The organism is Rhizobium sullae (assembly GCF_900169785.1).
Lineage (GTDB): Bacteria > Pseudomonadota > Alphaproteobacteria > Rhizobiales > Rhizobiaceae > Rhizobium > Rhizobium sullae.
Genome location: NZ_FWER01000015.1, coordinates 97441 through 118454 on the forward strand (window position 1 = coordinate 97441; position 21014 = coordinate 118454).

A 21014-nucleotide genomic window follows, 5' to 3' on the forward strand; every position below is an offset into this window, starting at 1 on the left:
GGCCTGCTGCTTCGTTCGCATCTTAACGGGACATTGTTGCCCTCCCCAGTCAGAGGCGGATGGCCGACGGGCGCGTGCCGAACTGCGCCTTGAAGCTTGCGGCGAAGTGCGCCGGTGTGGAGAATCCGCAGGCGGCCGCGATTTCGGTGATGCTGGCCTTGCCGGCTCGCGCAAACTCGTAGGCCACCGCAAGCCGCCGCTCCTGCACGAAGCGGTGTGGCGTCTGGCCCGTCGTCGCTTTGAACATCCGGGCGAAATGATAGGAGCTGAGCCCTGCCTCCGCGGCAAGCCGGTCGAGGCTGAGGTCGCCGGCAAGATCGGCATCGATCAATTGCACAATGCGTTTCAAGACATGGGGCGAAAGCCCACCCTGAAGCAGAAGGCTGCTGGATCGCACCGGTCCGTTCTTGCGCAGCACTTCGAGCAAGATGAGATCAGCCGCCTGGGCAAGCAAAAGGCGATTTGCGCTTTCCGACCAGTCATTCGGCAGGATCGCCCGGTTGATAATGTCCGCCACGAAACGATCGGAAAAGAAGCTCAAGTCGGGAAGGGTCAACGTCCGGCTGTCGCGATCGAAGACTTCGCCGGCCAGTCGCTGGAACCGGCTCTGAGAGATGTAGATATGGCAGAAATAGACGTCGCGGAGGACATGCCAGGCGCTGTCGCCGTCTGCCGGCAGCAGACAGAGCGCTCCCGACGAGCCTATCCCCGTCTGCCCGTTATCCATGCGGCGCACGCTACCATCGAGATAAAGGCTAACCGTGTGGTGTCCGGGATCGCGATAGGAAAGCCGGCTGTTGGCGAAGTTTCGCCATTGCGCAATCGCTAGCCCGCCGCCGAGATCAACCTGCCGCAGCAGCTTGGCGCCTACACCTTCCAAAGCGGATGAGATCGATCGCGTTTGCATGCTTTCTCATAAGGCCGCGGAGGCATCTGCTGCAACTGGCCGCTACCGAAGACCGCAAGATTTCGATAGTCGCGCAAGGCTGTGATAGCGGCAGGTGGTGCAGTGTCATAGAAGACGCCATTTAATGCCTCCGACATAGAAAGACTACGAATGGCGCCGCTTCTCTTCATTCTCACCGTTCTTATCTGGGGCACGACCTGGTACGCGATCAAGCTGCAGGTCGGCATCGTGCCCGCCGAGGTCTCGATCCTCTACCGTTTCGCGCTCGCAGCCATTCTGCTGCTTGGATTGCTGGCGCTTCGCCGGCGCCTGGCGCCTCCGCCATTTCAGCATTGGCTGACGGTCGGCGCTCAGGGCCTTTGCCTGTTCTGCTGCAATTTTCTCTGCTTCTACTATGCCGCCGGCATGCTGCCGAGTGGCATCGTCTCAGTCGTTTTTGCGATGGCAACGCTATTTAATGCGGCGAATGGTTGGCTCTTGCACGGAAATCGCCCGAGTGGACGCGTGATATTGGCAGGCGCGGTTGGGCTTTTCGGCCTGATGCTTCTTTTTGCAGACGAGTTGCGCGCCCTTGGCACTGCGCCTCAGGGCGGACTTGGCCTGCTGCTGGCACTTGCCGGCACCTATTGCTTCTCGCTCGGAAATTTCCTCTCCGCTCGCCATCAGACGCTGGGGCTCGATCTCCCATCGACGACGGCCTATGCGATGGTCTGCGGCGTGGCGGCGCTGGGCGTCCTCGTGCTTGCCCGCGGGCTGCCTCTCACCTTCGATCCATCGCCGGCGTATACGGCCGCGCTGCTCTATCTCGCCATTCCGGGCAGTGTCATCGGCTTCCTCGCCTATCTGGCGCTGGTTGGCCAATGGGGTCCGGCGCGAGCCTCCTATGCGACAGTGCTGTTTCCGCTCGTCGCCCTGACGGTCTCGACGGTCTTCGAGGGCTATCTCTGGACCGCCGAGGCCGTGCTCGGCCTCATCTTCGCGCTCGGCGGCAACGTCATCATGTTCGGCAGGCCAATCCGGCTGCAGCGAACCGCCCAAGCAAGACAGTCGTGAGCGTCGATGGGCCGGGGCTTTTGAGGTGAGGATGGCAATCGCCGATTGCGGTTTCGTCTTCTTAGCGACCGTCTGTGTTCTCTTCCGCTTTGACGAGGCCTTCGCGAAGATGTTGAACATCGGATTCCTGAGCATAGTGCATCGTCGCAAGAAATGCGTCTATGTCAAATTGTGGGGCAAGCGCTCTAACTTTCTTCAGATGACCTGCCGCAGCGAGTCCATCACCGAGCCAGCCGTAGCATGCAGCGACGAAAGCGTGCTGGACGTGATCCATAGCTGATAGATGCATGAATGCTTCGATCGACTCGCCGTATTGATGCGCAGCAAAATGTGATTTTGCGAGGTGGCTCCAAAACCGCTCGGGGTGATGCGGATTGAGCCGCATTGCCTTGCGGATCCATTCTATCCCCTCTTCGGGCCGCCCTAGCCACGTCAACAGCTCGCCTTGCTGAACCACGACTAAGTCGTAATTCGGATTGAGGCAAAGCGCGCGCTCCTGGTGATACCGCGCTGTGGTCAGGGCATTGTTGTTCACATTCACCGCAGCTAAGATTCGGTGGACGTCTGCGTCGTTGTCATCCAGCGCCAGCGCCCGATCTAGCGCGGCAACGATCTCATCCCAAACAGCATCCTTGTCTTCGCACCAGCCGTTGACCCAAGCTTGGCCCAGAATGCACGCTCGCCACGCATGGGCGTGGGCATAACCTGGGTCAAGCGTGACCGCCCTGTCTATGAGCAGCTGCGCCTGCTGGTTGTCCAACGCAGTGCTCCTGTGATGCAGCACCTTGGCGGCAAGCGCGCACTCATATGCGGCCATGTTCGCCGGTTTTGTTCGTTCGAGCTGGTCGCGTTGGGCTGCTTCGACGCGACCGGGCAACGTGGCCACGATCGCTCCGGTCACCTCGTCCTGTATGGCGAATATGTCGTCAAGCTTGCGATCGTACTTGTCGGCCCAGATATGGGCATCGTTGACTGCATCGATGAGCTGGACCGTCACACGCACCCTGTCGCCTATCTTGCGAACACTTCCCTCTACCAAGTACCGGGCGCCAAGCTTTTCCGCGACTTCTCGTGCGTTCACAGCGTGGTTTTTATAGACAAAGCTTGAGTTGCGCGAGATGACGAAAAGCTCGTGACGGCGGGAAAGTTCAGTGATGATGTCTTCAGTAAGACCGTCGGCGAAAAACTCCTGATCGGGATCGCCGCTCATGTTGATAAATGGCAGCACAACGATTGAAGGTTTCGCGACATATCGTTTCGCATCCAAGTCATCCGACTGGGCGGGCAGGGCAGATACGTCGAGCCCGACACGAAAGAGATGAACCGGACGGCTTATGTTCTTGAGCGTCTTCTCCCCCAAATCCTCGATGGCGACTTCGAGCCGGTCAACAATTTGTGTCGCTACTGCCGCCGTGATGCAGACGCCGCCGACGTCGGCCAATTGCTCGATCCGAGAAGCAATATTCACACCGTCGCCGAAAACATCCTGATCGTCAAAAATAATGTCGCCGAGATTGATCCCGATCCTGAATTCGATCCGCCGATCTTGCGGCACGTCCGAATTGCGCCGCTTCATGCGCTGCTGGATCTCCACGGCGCACTTCACTGCATCGGAGACACTCTGGAATTCGACAAGCATGCCATCGCCCGTCGTCTTGATGATGTGACCCTTGTTCTTGGCAATCGCGGGGTCAATCAGCTCGATTCGATGCGTTTTCAAGCGAGCAAGCGTGCCGGCTTCATCGGTCTCCATCAGCCGGCTGTAGCCTGCCATGTCGGCCGCCATGATGGCGGCTAGTCTCTGTTCCATGCCATTTGCCAATAAACAAGAATGACGTTTTTTCCGCGAGAAGCGCTAACCCAGAGCGTGATCACCTCCCGGTTAGGGCGCCCGACATTTAATTTTACCGCACCGCAGGGAAATCGACTATCTAAATTAGCATTTGCTTTCGATATAGATTCTGATGAAGATGCGATGGCAATCCGATTGCCCACTCCCGCCTTCTTGGCAACAGCTACGCGATCCCGGTGGCGAGCGCGAACGATGACCATTCGGCAAAGTCGTAGCGGTCCGGCAGTGCGTGCGGCGCGGACGGAAATGCCAGTAGCGTTCGGGTCCTGCAAGAGGGCTGCCAAAAGGTGATCGAACAAGAGCTCGGCCTCGCTGGTCATCTGCAGAAAATCACCCGCGGCTCGGCGTCGAAGCGGATATGGACGAGCTCGGGCGCCGGTCGACTCAAGATCGTGCTTGCGGATTACGAGCGTGAGCCGGTACCGATCCACTCGTGCACTCGGAAAGGCACATGGTTTCCGCCCGGGCACGTGCCTTCGTGGATTTTGCGGCCGAACGCTTGTGGGCGTGAATGCTGAGCTTCCGGAAAGCGATGAAGTCGGCGGAACGCGTGCGGCGCCAGTCCGCGGTAGGCTCGTTGCGCGGACGGCAGCGCTGGCGCGATGAGGTCTCTTATAATTCGAGGCGCTTGAAAGCTTCCGCAGGCGCATCGTTTGATCGCATTCGGGCCTGCATCAGCTCAAGCATCCGCAGTTCCAGCGCTGGATCCTCAAGGGGCGCCTCTTGTCCGGGATCGATCGCCAGATCATAGAGACGCGTTTGCTTTTCAAGCAGCGCTCCGGGCCCGTAGTTGTTGAACATCGGCGATCGTTCGGTCACCGGTACCCGCAGCAGAGGAACATCCTTGGTCCACGAAAACGGCTTGGCTAACGTCGCCTGCGATAGTTCTTCCGGCGTGAATGGTCTCGTTATGTGCGTAGGCATAACCGTATACTGATAGAGATCCTGTTTCAGAGGATCGGCTGGAAACCTATGGTAGGTATAACGGCCATCGGTTACGTTGACCGCGCCACCAAAATAGCCAAAGATAACGGCATCCTTGGAATTTGGCTTCAGCAGCGACTCCCCTTCTGTTTCAGGAGGGGCATCTACACCGAAGATATCGAGAAATGTCGGCCCGACGTCGATCGACTGGGTTAGCCGGTCGATCCTTCCAGCACCAGGTCTGCGCGAATCATGGATGAACAAGGGGATGTGTACGATCTCCTCGTACATGTTCATACGGTTCTTGGCCCAGAAATCGTGCTCTCCGAGAAGAAACCCGTGATCGGTTGTGACGATCAGGGTCGTGTCTTTCCACATATCGTGCGTATCGAAGTCGTCGAGCAACTGGCCGAGCAGAAAGTCGCATAGCGACACGATTGCGTAGTAGTTTGCTCTCAGTTCATCAGCTTCCTCCGGCAGCTCCTCAAGTCGTCCATAGCGAGGCCAGTCACGGATCGGCCCGTTCCATCCGGTTCTGAAGGGTTCCTTGAAGCGCTCCGGTGCGAAAAAAGGTTCGTGCGGATCGAATGTTTCGATCTGGAGTAGCCAGTCGTCGGCCTTTCGATTGAGATCGAGAAACTCCAAACCATGCGCAAAGCACTGTACGGAGGGAAAGTCCTTTTCCTGCTTGATGAACTCTCGATTGATCATGTATGGCCCATACTTGCTGATCGGGCCGCCGCCGGTCTGTGCTTCGTGATATTTCTCCCGAAGGCGCTCCCAATGAGGCTGCACCATTGCCTTCCACGGATCCGACTCCTGACCTCGCACGAACTCGAACGTCGAATACCGATTGTGATAAGTCGCGCCGCCGTCTTCCCAATAATGGTAGTGATCGGTGACCAGGTGGCTATGCACGCCCTTCTCCTTGAGAAGCTCGGGAAAGGCATTGTCAAACGGTTCGAGTGGCCCCCAACTGCGATGCAGGAAAGTCAGACGTCCTGTCAGAAGATCCCGCCGTGCGGGCATGCAGGGCAGCGAGCCCACATAATGCTTGTCATAGACCATCGAGCGTCTGGCGAGGCGATCAAAATTCGGCGTTGGTATTCGAGATCCGCCGTAGCAGCCAAGCATATGGCGATTGAGGGAATCGAAGAGAACAAAGACGGTCTTCATTGGCAATCTCCCCTTATGCGGTCGCTCTACCGACAGGTGCTGTCGGCGCGCCTGTCGCGGCGCCTAGAAGTCTGACCGGTCCGCCATTGGCGCCAGGCCCTCGATCTCCAGGATGAATTCGAATTCCCGGGCAAGCCCTGGCGAATAGGCGACGACAGGGCCGCCTTCGGACAGAAGCGCCGACAATGCAGGCATGACGACCTTCGCGCCCGCTTCAGAAGCGATCAACGCGCCCGCGAGCATGTCCCATGCGTTCAGATGCCGCTCGTAATAGAGGTCGGCAGCACCCTCTGCGACACGCAGAAGGTCGATCGCCGCCGCGCCCATGCGGCGGTAATCCATGCCGCGCTCATGCAGGCGCCGGGAAACGGCAAGGTGTTCGTCGAAGCTTGTCTTGCGCGAATGGCCGAGGATGCAAATGGCATTGGCCGGATCGTTCGTCGCTGCGGCAAGAATGAGCGCCCCCTCGCGAAAGGCGCCCCTGCCGCGGATCGCCGAGACAACGGAATCCTTGGCGGCGTCGTAAACCACGCCGATCTCCAGGCGGCCTTCGGCGCAGAAGGCGATCGATACGCCCCAGTGGCGGAAGCCGCGGATGTAGTTCGTCGTGCCGTCGATCGGGTCCACCACCCAGGTTCCGGCGCTGCCGGCTCGGCCGCCGGTTTCCTCCCCCATGAAGGTGTCCTGCGGGAACCGCGCAAGCAGCCCGTCGCGAATGGCCCGCTCGGCATTGCGGTCGGCGACGGTGACGAAATCCTGCAGGCCCTTATTCTCGACCTTCAATCCCGAACCCATTTCCGTGCGGAAGCGGGCTGCCTCGCGGCCGACGCGACGGGCGATCTCTATCGCAGCCGCGGCACGGGCCTCAAGGACGGAGGAATCGAATGCGGAACTCATCAGGCAGTCCTTCTCTTGATCAGCGAAACGGGCGTGAATTCTACGCGCGCCATCATGCCAGGCTTGGCCATCCGGCTGATCAGCAGGCCGATGGCCTGTTCGGCCTGCAGGTCGCAGGGCTGGCGGATGGTGGTGAGCTCATAGGCGGCCCAGCTCGCCTGGGGGATATCATCATGGCCGATCACGCGCGTGGCGGGCACATCTTCGCGGCCACGGCCCGACATCAGCCGGTCGATCACGCCGCAGGCCATGTAGTCGTTGGCGCAGAAGACGCCGTCGATACCGAAGGAGGCAATCTCGGATGCCGCCTCGAAGCCGCTTCGATAGTCATTCATGGCGACTGTGAATAGCTGTGCCTCGAGGCCGCGCTCACGGCAGCGCGCAAGAAAGGCCTCGCTGCGGCGGCGTGCCGTGTAGGAGACGGAGGACGCGGCAATCGCGGCGAGGCGCTTGGCGCCTTGATCGATCAGGTGGTCGGCGGCCAGATGTCCAGCGGTGCGGTCATCGGAAATGATACGGTCGACGAAGGGAATGTCGTCGCCCTTGTTAATCAACACGATCGGTACGCCCTCGGCGGCACACTGCTCGCAGATCTCCGTCGGTGGCGCGTCCGATGTCACGATAACGCCGGAGACGGCATAATGCAGAAGGTGGCCGATGACGGTCGACGTATCCGCCTCCTTCGAGGTCGGCAGCAGGATTGGACGGAAATTGCGGGAAATGAGCGTGCGCGCGAGATGCTCGATCTGAAGGGTGCGGAACGGATTGTCGAGCCCGGCCGCGACGACGCCGACAAGATCGGAGCGCTTGTTCGTCAGGCCGCGCGCAAGATAGTTGACGCGGTAGCCCAGCTCCTTGGCGGCCTGATAGACCTTTTCGCGGGTCTTCGGGGAGACGCTCGCATCCGGCGTGAAGGCGCGCGATACGGCAGCGCGCGAGACGCCCGCCACGCGCGCCACGTCGAAGGACGTTACTCTGCTTGGTCCTTTATCTCTGTCTGTCAAATTTTCCTTCCCCACCAGACATGGTGCGCATCATGTCCGGCAGATCCGTGCAGATGCCGAGCACCGGTAGCTTCATTATCTCATCGAGGATCGGCCGTCTTTCCTCGTGCCACAGAACGATCTCGCGGCCTGCTGAGAAGGCGCGGTCCATCAGCGCCGGTGTGACCAGATCCTGTGGCCGCTCGCCGGCGCGCTCCCAGCAGAGGTGCAGGATGTCGGCACTCGCCTCGTCGCCGACGGCATGTGGATTATCGCCGACGCGAACGAGCACCGAGAGCGGATAGTCGCAGCCCGCTTCGCGAAGCTCGCGGACCTGTGCGGTGTCGAAGGAGCCGAGGCAGGCGAAGCGCTGGCCCATTTCCATCAGGTGCTGCCAGCAGCGGAGACCGCTTCCCGAAGCCTTCAATTCGATGTAGAGCCCGGTTCCGGTCTCACTGCCAAGGGCGGCGACCTCCTCGATGGCCGGTACGTCGACGCCGTCCAGCGCCGCAAGCTCGGTCGCGGTCATCTGCGAAATACGCTTGTCCACGCCGAAGACGCGTTGGAGATGGTCGTCATGGGAGACGACGACGACGCCGTCCTTGGTCAACTGCGTGTCAAGCTCCCACATTTCCGCGCCGAGTTCCGCCGCGAGCCGGAAGGCAGCAAGCGTGTTTTCGCGGGCATGCCCGCTTGCGCCGCGATGGCCAATGCAGAAGGGCAGGCTGCCTTTGTCTTTGGGCCAGCCGAAGCGTTCGAAGAAGGACGTAAAGTCGCGCTGCATCAGAGCCTCCGTCCGCTTTCGTCGAAAACGAGCACGTTGCGGCTGTCGATCGCCCAGGTGACCTCGTCGCCGATCCTGATGTCGTGGCGGACCGGCTGGACGGAGCGCAGCAGCGGTCCTTGGGCAAGCTGCACGTCATAGAGGTTTTCACGGCCCTGCGTTTCGGCGAAGTTCACGATGCCTGTGACGGGCACGTCACCCGCCGGATTGTAGTGCTCCGGCCGCACGCCGAGCATCAGCTTTGTCCCGTCGGCGGCGGCGGCCGAAACGGGAAGCGGAATCCTGATTTCGCTGCCTGGGATGGAGAAGAAACCTTCTGCCGCCACGCCGTGCAGGAAGGTGATCGGCGGATTTCCAAGGAAGCTGGCGACGAAAGCGGTGCGCGGGTCGTTATACATCTCCGCTGGTGTGGCGATCTGTACGATCTCACCTTCTTTCATGATGGCGATGCGATCGCACATGCTCATGGCTTCCACCTGGTCGTGAGTGACCAGGATCGCGGTGATGCCCGTCTCGCGCTGGATGCGGCGGATTTCCGAACGCATCTCCAGCCGCAGCTTTGCGTCGAGATTGGCGAGCGGTTCGTCGAGAAGCAGGACATCCGGCTTGCGGATCAACGCGCGGGCGAGGGCCACGCGCTGCTGCTGTCCGCCCGAAAGCTCCGAGGGGCGGCGGCCCATCAGGTTGCCGATCTGCACGAGGGCGGCGATGCGGTCGGCTTCCCTGCCAATATCGGCGGAGGCCATTCCCTTGACCTTCAGCGGAAATCCGATGTTTTCGGCAACCGTCATGTGCGGATAGAGCGCGTAGGACTGGAAGACGACGCCAACATTGCGCACCTGGCTTGGGAGATCAGTCACATCGCGGTCGCCGAAGAGGATGCGGCCGCCGGTCGGGCGATGGATGCCGCAGACGGCGAAAAGCGTCGTCGACTTGCCGCAGCCCGAAGGGCCAAGCAGGGCAAGCATCTCGCCATGCGCCACTTCCAGGTTCATGTTTTCGATAACCTTGGTAGCGCCGAAGCTCTTCGAGAAGTTGTCGAGGAGGATACGCATCAGCCTTTGCTCCCGCCACCGTAGATATTCATGAGATATTTGTGGAAGAAGCCGTAAAGCAAAAGCACCGGGATCACGTAGAAAACGCCCACCGCCTTGAAGGTGCCGAAGTCGAAATTGTTGTCGTCGGCAATCAGCGCCGAAAGATAGACCGACAGTACCTGCACCTGACTGCCCGGCGCCAAGACCTGCGGCAGGATGAATTCCCCCCAGCTCGAAAGGAAGGAGAAAAGCCCCAGCGCCATAATCGCGGGGCGCACCTGCGGCAGCACGAGGCTGCGCCAGACGCGGAAGCGCGAGGCGCCGTCGACGACGCCTGCCATCTCTATCTCCCAGGGCACGCTGTCGTAGAAGCCTTTCATCAGCCATATGCCGAGCGGCAGGTCGATCGCAGCCTTCACAAGGATGACACCGATCAATGAATTATAGAGGCCGACCATCTGCAGCACGATGAAGATCGCGATGATGAGCGTAACCGACGGGAAGGCGTGCAGCACCATGACCCCCGCAAGGAAGAAGCCGCGGGCGGGCACGTTCAACCGCGACAGCACATAGCCGGCCATGGAGGAGACGAGGAGTACGACGGTGGTCGTGCTCACCGTGAAGATCAGCGTGTTCAGCGTCACCAGCCAGATATTCGGCTTTCCAGGCGGGGTCTGCCAGAGGAATGTCCAGTGCCGCAGGGTGAGCGTATCCGGCGTCAGAGCCGCCGGTTGCTTGTCGGTGATCGTATCGATGAAGAGATAGGCATACATGAGCACCAGCGGCAGGCTGACGATAGTGAGCGCCAGGATGACCGGCCAGATGCGGTAGTTTGCCGAGGGTTGCGATTTCTCCGCCATGATCAGTCCTCGATGAGCGGCCGCGCAACCAGCGTGGCGTATTTGAAGACGCGCAGGTAGGCGAGCGACAGGATGATGCCGATGATCACGAGGACCAACGCCATGGCGGCGCCGAGGCCATACTCCAGATTGCCCGCATAGTTGTTGAGGGCCGTGTGATAGGCGGCAAGCGACCAGACTTCGGTCGCCTTGCCCGGCCCGCCGCGGGTCGAAAGCAGGATTTCGTTGAATGAGGCAAGCAATGATAGCGTTTGATAACAGGTGACGAAGAGGATCGGCCAGCGCATCTGCGGCAGGATGATGTAGCGGATCTGCTGCCAGCGGCTGGCGCCATCCACCTCGCTTGCGAAGAACTGGCTTTTCGGGATCGCCCTCAGCGCCGAGGAAAAGACCAGCATGCCCATCGAGGCGCCGATGAAGCCATTGATCAGCACAACGAAGAGCCAGGCGTTGTAGGCGTTGTCTAGAAGGTAGTTCTTCGGAGCGTAGCCGAACTTGCCCATAAAGGTGGAGATGAAGCCGGTATCCCAGGCGAGCCATTTCCACATCAGCACATAGATGACGACGGGCGTGATGCGGGGCAGGAGCCAGATGGACCGGAAAATCGTTGCCGGCGCGTCGGGCATGTAGTGTGTCCAGATCGCCAGCAGCATGGCGTAGCTCGTGTTGAAAAGCATGAGGACAAGGGCGACGTAGAGCAATGTGTTGAAAAGGACCTGCGCCATGTCAGGCGAAGAGGCGATGCGCGAGAAGTTCTCTGTCGTCCAGCTCCAGCCGGTATAGGTCGCGTCGGCGAGGCTTTCCTTCTGTTCCGGCGCTATCTTGAAGCCGAGCTTGTCGAGCGAGGCGAAGAGCTCCTCCTTGCTCGAAAAGCGCAGATTGGCAACGGAGCGGTTGAACTGTTCGGAGATTTGCTTGACCTCCCGGGTCGACGGCCGGTCGTTGAGCCCCTTGATCACGCGCTCGGCTTCACGGCGGGAAGGGAAGACCTCACCGAGATGGTTTTCGCGTAGTTCCGTGGCGATACCGGGCTCAAGCTCGATGCGCTCGACGCCCTTGATGCCCGCCTCGTCGATCACGTAGCGGGGTTCGGTAAGCTGCTGCACGACCTCCGGCATTTCCTCCTTGAGCGCAATGAGCGCGTTCGGGACGATCTGGTAGGCGCCGCCCGAAATGCCCGTGGCGGTCGACATGCTCGTGAAGGAAAAGACGGCGGTCAACACCACCGGCATCAGGAAGAACAGCACGATCATGATCGCGGCAGGCGCGATCATTATGAGCCCGAGCGTTCTCGACGTTCTCATGAAAGTCTCCGCAAAAGGTCCGGGCGGGTAAGACCGCCCGGAGGCTTGCCTGCGCTTAGCGGATGACGATCTTGTCGCCGAGCGTGCTCTTCAGCTCGCCTTCGACGTCGTTGACGGCGGCATCGACGCTCTTGGCACCCGTCCATGAGGCCTCAAGGCCCTTCCACATGATGTTCCAGTAGGTGCCGAAGTCGGCATTGTTTGGCATCGCGTTGGCGTAGGGCAGAAGACGTTCGGTGGCTTCGCGCGTCCAGCGGTCCGATGAGTAAAGCTCGATCTCGGTTTCCGACTTCGAAATGCCGAGATGGGCGGACTTGACCGCATGCAGCACGTTGATGCGCGGCTCAGACGCAATCTTGATCAGCTGGGCAGCAATCTCGGTGTCGTCTTTGTCGTGGCCAGAGGTCATAAGATAGACGAGCGGGTGCGTCAGCGTGTTGGCCTTGCCGCCTTCGCCGGCCGGGATCAGCGTGAAAACGACGTTGCCGAAGAAATCCTTCAGGCCTTCCTGGTTGACGTAGCGGGCGTAATGCCAGGTACCGCCGTGCCAGATTCCGGCCTTGCCGGACGCCACTTCCTTCCACCACTGGTCGGCCGGCATCCCGATATGGTTCTTCTTGGTAACGCCCTGCGCCACGGCGTCGGCGAAGAACTGGTACGCGCGCTGCATCGCAGCCTTGTCGAAGACTAGCTTGCCGTCTTCTTCCATCGTGCCGCCGAAGCTCGTGTAGAACTGCCAGAAGTCCGGACCGTTTGTGTAGCGGGGATAGAAGCCATAGCCGGCCTGCACGAGGCCCTTGTCCTGCATCTTCTTGGCGTCTTGCAGCAGGCTCTGCATCGTGTAGCTGCCGTCCTGGACCTTCTCGGGTAGCGCCTCGAGATCAGCATCGCTATAGCCGATCGCCTTCATGTGCGGCTTCCAGAAGAACATCGGCCGGGACTCGGCATCCTGCGGAATGCCGTAGACCATGCCGTTGAAGGAGGCAATGTCCATCAGGTTTTCGTAGATGTTGTTAAGCGGCCACGAGTCGAGGTCAACATAGTCCTCGATCGGCACGACCAGGCCGGATTGTGCCCAGGGGCCGATGTCCTCGTGGCCGGTGACGACGATGTTCGGAGCGGTCTTGGCCTCGGCGGCAAGCGTCATCGCCTGCTTGAAGTCCTCCCAGCCGCTATAGGCCTTTTTCTCGACCTTGATCTTAAGGTCTTCGCCCTTGATTGCGGCTTCCCGCTGAAGCTGCTCGGCTGCAATGTCGATCGCGTCGAGGCGATAGACGTCATTCGGGCCTGTGCCGCCGGCCCAGACTGTAACGGTCAGGTCCTTGGCAAAGGAGAGGGCGCTGGTCGAGGCCAGGATGGCGGCAGCGACGCTCATGCACTTCAATGTCGGCAGAATAGTCATCTCTTCATCTCCCCAGAGATAGATGTGAGCCTCTTGGCGGGCCATCACCATTGCTGACGGCCGCCCGGAGGTCCCATGAAAAGCGCGAACGGATTCCGCTCTAAGGGGCCTGCGTAACGACCGAATGACAAAATTGAGCACGTGTACAAAAATTATTATGAACCGGTCGAAAAACATTGCAAGCGCCGTTTTTCGGCACAACGACTGCGGCTTCAAAGGTCGAAAACACGGTCTCGTAGCGCAAGACGAGCAGGGGGCGCACAAAGACCAGAAGGAAACGGCTGGCCAATCATCGGCGCCACGCGTTCTTGTCTGTTATCTACGCGAAGAACCGTCGCTGCGGATCGGCAGAAATGCCGTTTTGCTAGTTCAACTGCCCCCAAGCCGGATTCCAGCGGACACCTTCTGTGAGTTCGACGAAGATGGGTGTGTCCGGGGCCTCCCGATGCTTGTTGTCAGCTATGAGAAATGCATCGTTGACCTGCAGTTCTTCGCTTGAAAATACCGTGTCGTGCTGACCGGGCTCCGTAACCTTTCTGATGAACCCTCGGATTTGATCGCCGGAGCGGTAGAACTTGATGACGATCGAACCGGCGGCAGCCTCGCCTTCCTTGTATCGGTAATAGGTCCGCATCTCATTCTCCTCCTTCGATAAGAGAACCCAATCGCGCTGCGGATGTTCCAGCCATCCGGCCGCCTTGTGGCAGTAGCGATTTGGTGTCCTTCGCGATGAAGCGCCAACCATTGTTCATCATCACCTGATTGATCTGAAGATGGCAACAAGTCCCGACGCCGGCACCGCCAGCAAGAAAAGATGAAACGCATGGTCGACTGTTGTTTGCGGGCCAATCCCAATGGCGATGGTGGAGGCCCCGATCAAGGTCCCCAAAAGCGCGAAGACCTGGACGGCAAGGGCGGTCACGCGCGCTGAAGCCGGCCGGATGAGGCGTGCGAATAGGCCAAACACCAAAACCGCCGCGATCACGCCCTCGGCTGTCGCTGCCCGCCAGTGCTCGTAACCGCCAAAGAGAGGCCCGCGTGAACCAGCGATGCGGCGGTAAACAGGAAGGCCTCGAAGGCGAGAAGCATTTTCACTAAGGAGTTCATTGGCATACCTTCTGTGACCCCCAGCTCGTGCTTCTTTCTCGCGTTCGTGCATCGCGCTATCGGCCCTCTTCGGTTTCCAATCCTTATCGAAGCGGGCAACAGGTGGTACGGCTATTTCTCGCACAGGCGCCGATCGCCATAATATGGTTGGTACGTACAGTCGGAAGCGCGGAAAGAACGATAGCTGCGAGAGCATGCGGTGATATTGCAGGACGGAGCGGCGTTCTCCTCGCTGGTCATCATTCCCGTATTTGGATCGATCTGCGGTGCAGGCTCAGCCATGGCCGCCTGCATGAATTCCCGCCAGATGCGAGCCGGAAGTGCCCCGCCCGTGACACCCTTCATCGGCGCGTCATCGTCGTTGCCGACCCAGACCCCGGCGACCAAGGGTTCTGTAAACCCGACGAACCAAGCGTCGCGGTTGTCTTGACTGGTGCCTGTCTTGCCGGCCGCAAACATGCCGGGATCGGCGTCGCGGCCAGTCCCACGCTCGACCACCAACTGCAGTAACGCCAGAAGGTCCGGCTGATACTGCGAGAGGTCGATAGACGCCGTCACTTGCGGCCCCACTCGGAAGCCTCTGGGCTGGCCCGATGCCTGAAATTCGATAACGCCCCACGGCTCAACGGGCGCCCGCCCTAGGCGGACCGATGCGTAGGCACCGGTCAAATCGAGCAAGCTTACCTCCGAGGCGCCAAGCGACAAGGCGGGCGCCGTCGTGAGGGTTGCGTTGATGCCGAGCTCCTTGGCTGCCGCAGCGACACTGTCCAAACCCACCTCCTGCGCAAGGGCAGCAGTGGCGGCATTCAACGAGCGAGCAAAAGCCTCCGCCAGCGTCACCCAACCTCGGTAAGCGCCCCCGGAGTTTTGCGGCAACCACCCATTGATTTCGATAGGTGCGTCGAGCACTTGATCCGACAGGGCCAGACCCTTCTTCAACGCAGCGTAATAAACGAAAAGCTTGAATGTGGAGCCGGGCTGACGCATCGCCGTGACGGCTCGGTTGAACTGACTGGTCTTGTAGTCGCGCCCGCCGACCATTGCGACAACCGCGCCATCGGGCGTCATGGCGACCAGTGCTGCCTGCGATGCGCCGCGCGCCTTTCCTTCTTCATCGAGAACCCGCTTCACCACCCGTTCGGCAATTTCCTGCAGGCGCGGGACCAAGGTCGTGCGTACTGTCGTCGAGCCCGGAGAAGTGCCTGCGATCTCGCTCGCCTGTGCCGAAACCCAATCGGCGAACCAACTGCCTGAGCGTGGCGTCGGCGTTGTCGGGTGCAGTTCGGCGAATTCATTCTTGGCGGCATCGGCTTCCTGCTGCGTAAGCTTGCCATTGGCGACCATGGCGTCGAGCACCGTTGCCGTGCGTTGACGTGCGGCCTCGAAATTGTCGATTGGGTTCAACTGGCTCGGAGCCTTCAACAGACCTGCCAGCATCGCCGATTCTGGAACATCGAGCGCACCGATATCCTTGTTGAAATAGATCCGTGCTGCTGCCGGCATTCCCGTAGCGCCGGAACCGAGGTAGACCGAATTCAGGTACCGCGTCAGGATCTCCTGCTTGCCGAGCTTCCATTCCAGCCAGAAGGCGATCACCAGTTCCTGGATCTTTCGTTTCAGCGTTCGGTCGCTTTCGAGATACTGCAGCTTGATCAACTGCTGTGTGATCGTGCTTCCACCCTGGACGATCGAGCCTGCCTCAAAGTTCCGGATTAGAGCGCGCGCAATTCCTTTCGGGTCGATGCCGTGATGATCCATGAACCGGCGGTCCTCGATTGAAAGGACGGCATTCACAAGATGTGGAGGGAATTGCTCGTAACCTGCATAAGGTCCTTGATACGGCCCCTGCCGGACAAGAGGCCCGCCGTCCGCCGTTTCCAATACGATGACCGGCTTCATGGAACCGTCAGCGATCTCTTGCCACGGCACATCCTTCAAGGCCCAAGTCAAAACGCCGGCCACGATCAGGAAGCCGAATAACGGAACGAGTGCGAGCAGCACCCTCCATGATCGCAGTTTCAGGGGAATGACCTGCCTTCTGCCGGTCTTTCCCGCTCGGATCGCCGCCATGCGGGACTGCGCTTTGGAAGAAAGCGCTGCAAATGCGGACACCCGCGGAATCCTCTTATTTGATGTCCGAGGTCGAAGCGTCTGGTGTCTTTCAATGATGGCTCCAATGCCGTTTCTGATCGAGGCCTGGCTGCTTCGCAAAGCAGCACGGAAGTCATGACGGAGGGCGGCCATCAGGTCCTGAATGGCTCGCGCGCTTTGTCCAAAAGGCGAGGGAGGGGCCTCGGTCCTTTCGGACTGTTCTGGCAATGATGATGATCCGGATGATCCCTCGTGATCGCCACTTGTTTCTTCAGCGCCCTCAGCCGGAAATCCTTCGACCTTCGGCGGACGCGCAGATCCGGCGGCGGTGCGATCACCAGTTTGCTTTGAGCTGCCAGTTTCTTTTGAATTGTCTGCGGTGTTTGCCATTTCTTACCGGCTGATGGGTTTGCCGAAGCAATTAGAGCGCCCTGAAGCAGCGGAAAGACAATTAAATGGCGCTGCTCCCGAGCCATTGCAGAATATAGACCCCCGTTCTGCAATTCGACGCGGCGCATGTTCTCACATCCGAAGCCAGCCTTTTCGTGGCAGAGCAGTGCAAATTCAACTGCGCATGCCGAGAGCGAGGATGGGCTCACCAACGAACAGTTCCTGTTCGGCGGAGAGACGACCGACGGAAGGAAGAACTACACTATTCTGGAAGCCGAGGGGCAAGGGCACTATGTCGGCGTTCTCTTCAGCGTCTATTCCCGCCGGCGCTCCGGCGTCTGGGACTGGTACGGCGAAGGAGACGACATGATCTTCATCGACGGCGAATCGGGGCTCTCCGTATCAGATACCGTGCGCAAGCCGGATCCGCGCATCGGGCCGAAGGCCGCACTCATCGAGCCGCGCGGCGAAAGCACGCCCGGCGCCAACGATGCCTGGCCAGCGACGCTGCACGGGACCGGCACGGAAGACTATTTCAACACCGCCTGGTGCCCGACGCAAGAATACAGCAGGCCCTATCACGGTATCATCGCAGCCGGCGGGCCGAACTGGACCGAACCCCGTCACGCTCTAACGCTGGCACATCGAAGATCCGGCGATTTTCCAAAAAAGCATTCGCGTCACCATCGAGCACGGCCATGCAAACCGCCGATCGGACGATATTTCCTCGGTCGCGTTTTGGTACCAGGCAGAGCCTCACAAGCCCTTCGAGAAGCTCGCCTGCGTCGCAGATCGCCTTCCCACCTTCCGTCTCCCCTACCAGAACTGGGAGACCGCGGCAAAGAAAGCGAGCGCTACGTGAATGAGACCAGCAGTAAAAGCGCTGCTCCGGCCGCGATCATGGCGACACCCAGCCAGTTCCTCGTCAGTCCCAGAAATCGAACGCCTTGTCCCCTGGGTTCCAATGTCCGCTCGCTAAGGGATGATCGGTGAGGATCGCTGAGGGGCCGCCGGCCGAGTGCCTCCCGACACAGGAGAAGTATGCCGCATATGACGAAAATAGCACCAATCAAGATTGTCCACACGGTCTCCTCCTCTTGATCCCGCTTCGTAAAGAACCAAACTTCCATAGGTCGTAACTGTTCCTCTGTTTCCTGAGAGGCCCCTCGTGAGTTTCAGACCGCCGCGATCGCTTTCGGATCGGCCGAGCACTGCACTCAACCCCTTGGAGTACGAACTCGCCTCGGAGCGGGCCGATGCACTTGGCCGCCAAGGCCGCAAAGTCGAAGCGGCACTTGCGAAGCTTGCCGCCTCGTCGGAAAACGATCATCGCACAGCTGATCGGGAAAGCCTCCTTGAGGAGGCCTCGGAAGCGGTCTGGGCATTGTTCATTCAGCGAGAGGTCTGCGGGCTCCGCAATAACCGGGACGTCATCGCGCGGTATGGGATTCCCGGCGAAGTTCTTGCGCGGATCGGCGCTATTCGCCGATGAGCTTCTCAGGCTGGCCTCCGTCCGACAGCGGGAGTGCCTTCAAGGCGAACCTATCTCCCGCCACGAAAGCGCCGACAGGGTCGTGAAACATAGTGCGACAAACACAATGATTGTGTTTGCGGCATGAGAATACTCCCACTGCCGCCTGAACGTTTCCCAGTTTTCGGGAGCTGTCGTCCAGTCGTTCGTCGCCTGATTGGCGGGAAGCGTCCAAAGAAAGAATATCGCAAACATGAGGGCAAAACAGAGCGCGGCAGCCACGGCAAGCCAGAATGGACATTTCTGCGAACGAACAACGACAGCGAGCAGCGCATTCATGATGAGCGCAGCAGGCCAAAGCAAACCCAAAATTGCCCATCCATAATAGATGGTTTGAACGGTGAAATATTCGGATTGCGGCAGCGCGATCTTGTTAGGCAGGGCCGCGAAATGTGCTCCTGACGGGACAAGTGCAAGCGCTGAAATGGTAATGGCGAGAAACTGAACGGCGCCGACTGTCATTGCCAATGCCTCCTTTTGTGCAAACTTGCTCTGCAAACAGAAGTTCCGGGCGAAAACGGTTAGTGGCGTTGCGTCAATGGCAGCGGTAGACAGCCCGCGTTGGCGGATTTCACTATTCGATTGACACCATAAGAGCCGCCGTTCAGTTTCTGCACCGATGAAGCCGGGCGCCAAATGCGCTTCCTCACGCATTAAAACCATGAAAAGGCCAAGACATGACCATCACTCTTTCCGGCAAGACCGTTCTCATCACAGCGGCGGCCCAAGGCATCGGGCGTGCCAGCGCGATTGCCTTTCAGAACGCCGGGGCCACGGTTCATGCGACAGATATCAATACGGATGCACTGGCAACTCTTGCCGCCGAGACCGGGGTGTCGGCACACAAGCTGAACGTGCTCGACGAGGAGGCCGTGAAGGCATTGGTCGCTGAAATCGGCGCGGTCGACGTGCTCTTCAACTGCGCCGGTTTCGTTCATGCCGGATCCATCCTGGAAATGAAGGATTCCGATCTGGAATTCGCTTTCGACCTAAACGTCAAGGCGATGATCCGCACGATCCGCGCTGTGCTTCCCGGCATGCTGGAGCGGAAGGACGGCTCAATCATCAACATGGCTTCGGTCGCCTCCAGCATCAAGGGCGTGCCGAACCGCTTTGCCTATGGCGTCACCAAGGCGGCGGTGATCGGCCTTACGAAATCGGTTGCCGCCGATTACGTTTCGAACGGCATCCGCTGCAACGCCATTTGCCCCGGAACCGTCGAGAGCCCCTCGCTGCAGGACCGCATGCGCGCGCAGGGGGACTACGACGCAGCACGGGCCGCCTTCATTTCCCGCCAGCCGATGGGCCGCCTCGGCACGCCGGAAGAAATTGCCGATCTTGCCGTCTATCTCGCCGGTGCTACCTATACCAGCGGACAGGCCTTCGCCATCGACGGCGGCTGGACGATCTGACTGCCCGGCCAGTTCGGGAGGAGCCCATGACCCGCATAACCGGCATTCGTGTTTCCGATCTTCGTTTTCCGACCTCGCAAAGCCTCGACGGCTCCGATGCTATGAACCCGGATCCCGATTATTCAGCGGCTTACGTCATTCTGGATACGGATGAGCCAGGGCTTTCGGGCCACGGGCTCACCTTCACGATCGGCCGCGGCAACGACATCTGCTGCATGGCGATAAAGGCGATGGCGCATCTGGTTGTCGGCGCGGACCTTGCCGACGTCCTCGCCCAGCCGGGCAAATTCTGGCGGCATCTGACGAGCGACAGCCAGCTTCGCTGGATCGGTCCGGAGAAGGGGGCCATCCATTTGGCGACAGGCGCCGTTGTCAACGCGGTCTGGGATCTTCTCGCCAAGCAGGCGGGAAAGCCTGTGTGGCGGCTGGTTGCGGAGATGAGCCCCGAGGAGATCGCTGACATCGTCGACTATCGCTACCTGACCGACGTGCTGACGCGCGACGAGGCGGTTACGATCCTAAGGAGTGCCGAGGTCGGAAAGACGGAACGGATCGCGACGCTCGAAAAGGAAGGTTACGCCTGCTATACGACGTCTGCCGGCTGGCTCGGATATGACGACGCAAAGCTGCGCCGCCTTTGCCAGGAGGCAATCGATGCCGGCTTCAACCACGTGAAGATGAAGGTCGGCCGCGATCTTGAAGACGATATCCGCCGGCTGCGCATTGCCCGCGAGGTGATTGGCCCGGATCGTTACCTGATGATCGATGCCAATCAGGTCTGGGAGGTCGGGCAGGCGATCGGCTGGGTGAAGGAACTCGCTTTTGCCAAACCCTATTTCATCGAGGAACCGACAAGTCCCGACGACGTCGCCGGACACCGGAAGATCCGCGATGCCATCGGCCCGGTCAAGGTGGCAACCGGCGAGATGTGCCAGAACCGCATCATGTTCAAGCAGTTCATCGCCGAAGGTGCGATCGACATCGTTCAGATCGATTCCTGCCGCATGGGCGGCCTGAACGAGGTTCTGGCCGTGCTGCTGCTCGCCGCCAAATACCGTCTGCCAGTCTGGCCGCACGCCGGCGGCGTCGGTCTTTGCGAGTATGTACAGCACCTGTCGATGATCGACTATGTCGCGGTGTCCGCGACCAAGGACGGGCGCGTGATCGAATATGTCGACCATCTGCACGAACACTTCCTCGACCCGTGCGTGATCAGGGACGCGGCCTATATGCCGCCGTCAAAACCAGGTTTTTCAATTGAAATGAAGGCGCAGTCGATCACCGACTACACCTTCAAGACTTGA

General features: G+C 59.9%; 19 protein-coding genes and 1 pseudogene. 6 read left to right on the plus strand and 14 right to left on the minus strand.

The features are described from left to right. Positions 1–49: 49 nt before the first annotated feature. Complete coding sequence (locus tag BN1800_RS15170) at positions 50–907, minus strand: helix-turn-helix domain-containing protein (protein WP_086998918.1); 858 nt, start codon at positions 905–907, stop codon at positions 50–52. A 150-nt stretch (positions 908–1057) separates the two neighbouring features. On the opposite strand from BN1800_RS15170, the gene BN1800_RS15175 reads away from it, so the two are divergent. After that, positions 1058–1960, plus strand: a complete 903-nt coding sequence (locus BN1800_RS15175) for a DMT family transporter (protein WP_086998921.1) — start codon at positions 1058–1060, stop codon at positions 1958–1960. Positions 1961–2021: 61 nt separating this feature from the next. On the opposite strand, the gene BN1800_RS15180 is transcribed toward BN1800_RS15175, so the two are convergent. Continuing rightward, on the minus strand, positions 2022–3770 hold the full coding sequence (locus BN1800_RS15180; RefSeq protein WP_086998924.1) for an adenylate/guanylate cyclase domain-containing protein: 1749 nt from the start codon (positions 3768–3770) through the stop codon (positions 2022–2024). A gap of 416 nt (positions 3771–4186) precedes the next feature. Here BN1800_RS15180 and BN1800_RS42385 point away from each other — a divergent pair. Beyond that, positions 4187–4323, plus strand: a pseudogene (locus tag BN1800_RS42385) (LysR family transcriptional regulator); the annotation flags it as partial. A 101-nt stretch (positions 4324–4424) separates the two neighbouring features. Here the strand turns inward: BN1800_RS42385 and BN1800_RS15185 are convergent. The 11 genes from BN1800_RS15185 to BN1800_RS42390 all read right to left on the minus strand — a co-directional run bounded on the left by BN1800_RS15185 (position 4425) and on the right by BN1800_RS42390 (position 16895). Continuing rightward, positions 4425–5912, minus strand: a complete 1488-nt coding sequence (locus BN1800_RS15185; RefSeq protein ID WP_086998927.1) for a sulfatase — start codon at positions 5910–5912, stop codon at positions 4425–4427. Between the two features lie 63 nt (positions 5913–5975). Continuing rightward, positions 5976–6809: an inositol monophosphatase family protein gene (locus BN1800_RS15190; RefSeq protein ID WP_027509587.1), complete on the minus strand. Its 834-nt coding sequence runs from the start codon at positions 6807–6809 to the stop codon at positions 5976–5978. After that, positions 6809–7813 (minus strand): LacI family DNA-binding transcriptional regulator, encoded by a 1005-nt coding sequence (locus tag BN1800_RS15195; protein ID WP_086998929.1) that lies wholly within the window; start codon positions 7811–7813, stop codon positions 6809–6811. The genes BN1800_RS15190 and BN1800_RS15195 overlap by 1 nt, the downstream gene beginning before the upstream one ends. Next, positions 7797–8576, minus strand: a complete 780-nt coding sequence (locus tag BN1800_RS15200) for a glycerophosphodiester phosphodiesterase (protein ID WP_086998931.1) — start codon at positions 8574–8576, stop codon at positions 7797–7799. Before BN1800_RS15200 ends, BN1800_RS15195 begins: the two co-directional genes overlap by 17 nt. Then, entirely contained in the window at positions 8576–9631 is a 1056-nt protein-coding gene (locus BN1800_RS15205) for an ABC transporter ATP-binding protein (RefSeq protein ID WP_086998934.1), read from the minus strand. The genes BN1800_RS15200 and BN1800_RS15205 overlap by 1 nt, the downstream gene beginning before the upstream one ends. After that, positions 9631–10473 (minus strand): carbohydrate ABC transporter permease, encoded by an 843-nt coding sequence (locus BN1800_RS15210; RefSeq protein WP_086998936.1) that lies wholly within the window; start codon positions 10471–10473, stop codon positions 9631–9633. Before BN1800_RS15210 ends, BN1800_RS15205 begins: the two co-directional genes overlap by 1 nt. Before the next feature lie 2 nt (positions 10474–10475). Continuing rightward, positions 10476–11777, minus strand: coding sequence for a carbohydrate ABC transporter permease (locus BN1800_RS15215; protein ID WP_086998939.1), 1302 nt, complete (start codon positions 11775–11777; stop codon positions 10476–10478). Positions 11778–11832: 55 nt separating this feature from the next. Beyond that, the gene (locus BN1800_RS15220) at positions 11833–13179 is read right to left on the minus strand and encodes an ABC transporter substrate-binding protein (RefSeq protein WP_086999302.1); all 1347 of its coding nucleotides are present in this window, start codon (positions 13177–13179) and stop codon (positions 11833–11835) included. 364 nt (positions 13180–13543) lie between these two features. After that, complete coding sequence (locus tag BN1800_RS15225) at positions 13544–13813, minus strand: hypothetical protein (protein WP_086999305.1); 270 nt, start codon at positions 13811–13813, stop codon at positions 13544–13546. Positions 13814–14397: 584 nt separating this feature from the next. Then, complete coding sequence (locus tag BN1800_RS15235; RefSeq protein ID WP_425299017.1) at positions 14398–16185, minus strand: PBP1A family penicillin-binding protein; 1788 nt, start codon at positions 16183–16185, stop codon at positions 14398–14400. 344 nt (positions 16186–16529) lie between these two features. Then, the gene (locus BN1800_RS42390; RefSeq protein WP_086998945.1) at positions 16530–16895 is read right to left on the minus strand and encodes a hypothetical protein; all 366 of its coding nucleotides are present in this window, start codon (positions 16893–16895) and stop codon (positions 16530–16532) included. On the opposite strand from BN1800_RS42390, the gene BN1800_RS43905 reads away from it, so the two are divergent. Both BN1800_RS43905 and BN1800_RS15255 read left to right on the plus strand, forming a co-directional pair. After that, complete coding sequence (locus tag BN1800_RS43905; RefSeq protein ID WP_425299013.1) at positions 16894–17760, plus strand: DUF2961 domain-containing protein; 867 nt, start codon at positions 16894–16896, stop codon at positions 17758–17760. The two genes, BN1800_RS42390 and BN1800_RS43905, sit on opposite strands and share 2 nt — an antisense overlap. 175 nt (positions 17761–17935) lie before the next feature. Then, on the plus strand, positions 17936–18259 hold the full coding sequence (locus BN1800_RS15255) for a DUF6665 family protein (protein WP_086998948.1): 324 nt from the start codon (positions 17936–17938) through the stop codon (positions 18257–18259). Between the two features lie 39 nt (positions 18260–18298). Here BN1800_RS15255 and BN1800_RS15260 read toward each other — a convergent pair whose 3' ends face one another. Next, positions 18299–18934, minus strand: coding sequence for a hypothetical protein (locus BN1800_RS15260; RefSeq protein ID WP_244564514.1), 636 nt, complete (start codon positions 18932–18934; stop codon positions 18299–18301). A 41-nt stretch (positions 18935–18975) separates the two neighbouring features. Between BN1800_RS15260 and BN1800_RS15265 the strand changes: the two genes are divergently transcribed. Together BN1800_RS15265 and BN1800_RS15270 are read left to right on the plus strand one after the other, a co-directional pair. After that, entirely contained in the window at positions 18976–19710 is a 735-nt protein-coding gene (locus BN1800_RS15265) for an SDR family oxidoreductase (RefSeq protein ID WP_086998956.1), read from the plus strand. Positions 19711–19736: 26 nt separating this feature from the next. Next, entirely contained in the window at positions 19737–21014 is a 1278-nt protein-coding gene (locus BN1800_RS15270) for an L-fuconate dehydratase (RefSeq protein ID WP_027509600.1), read from the plus strand.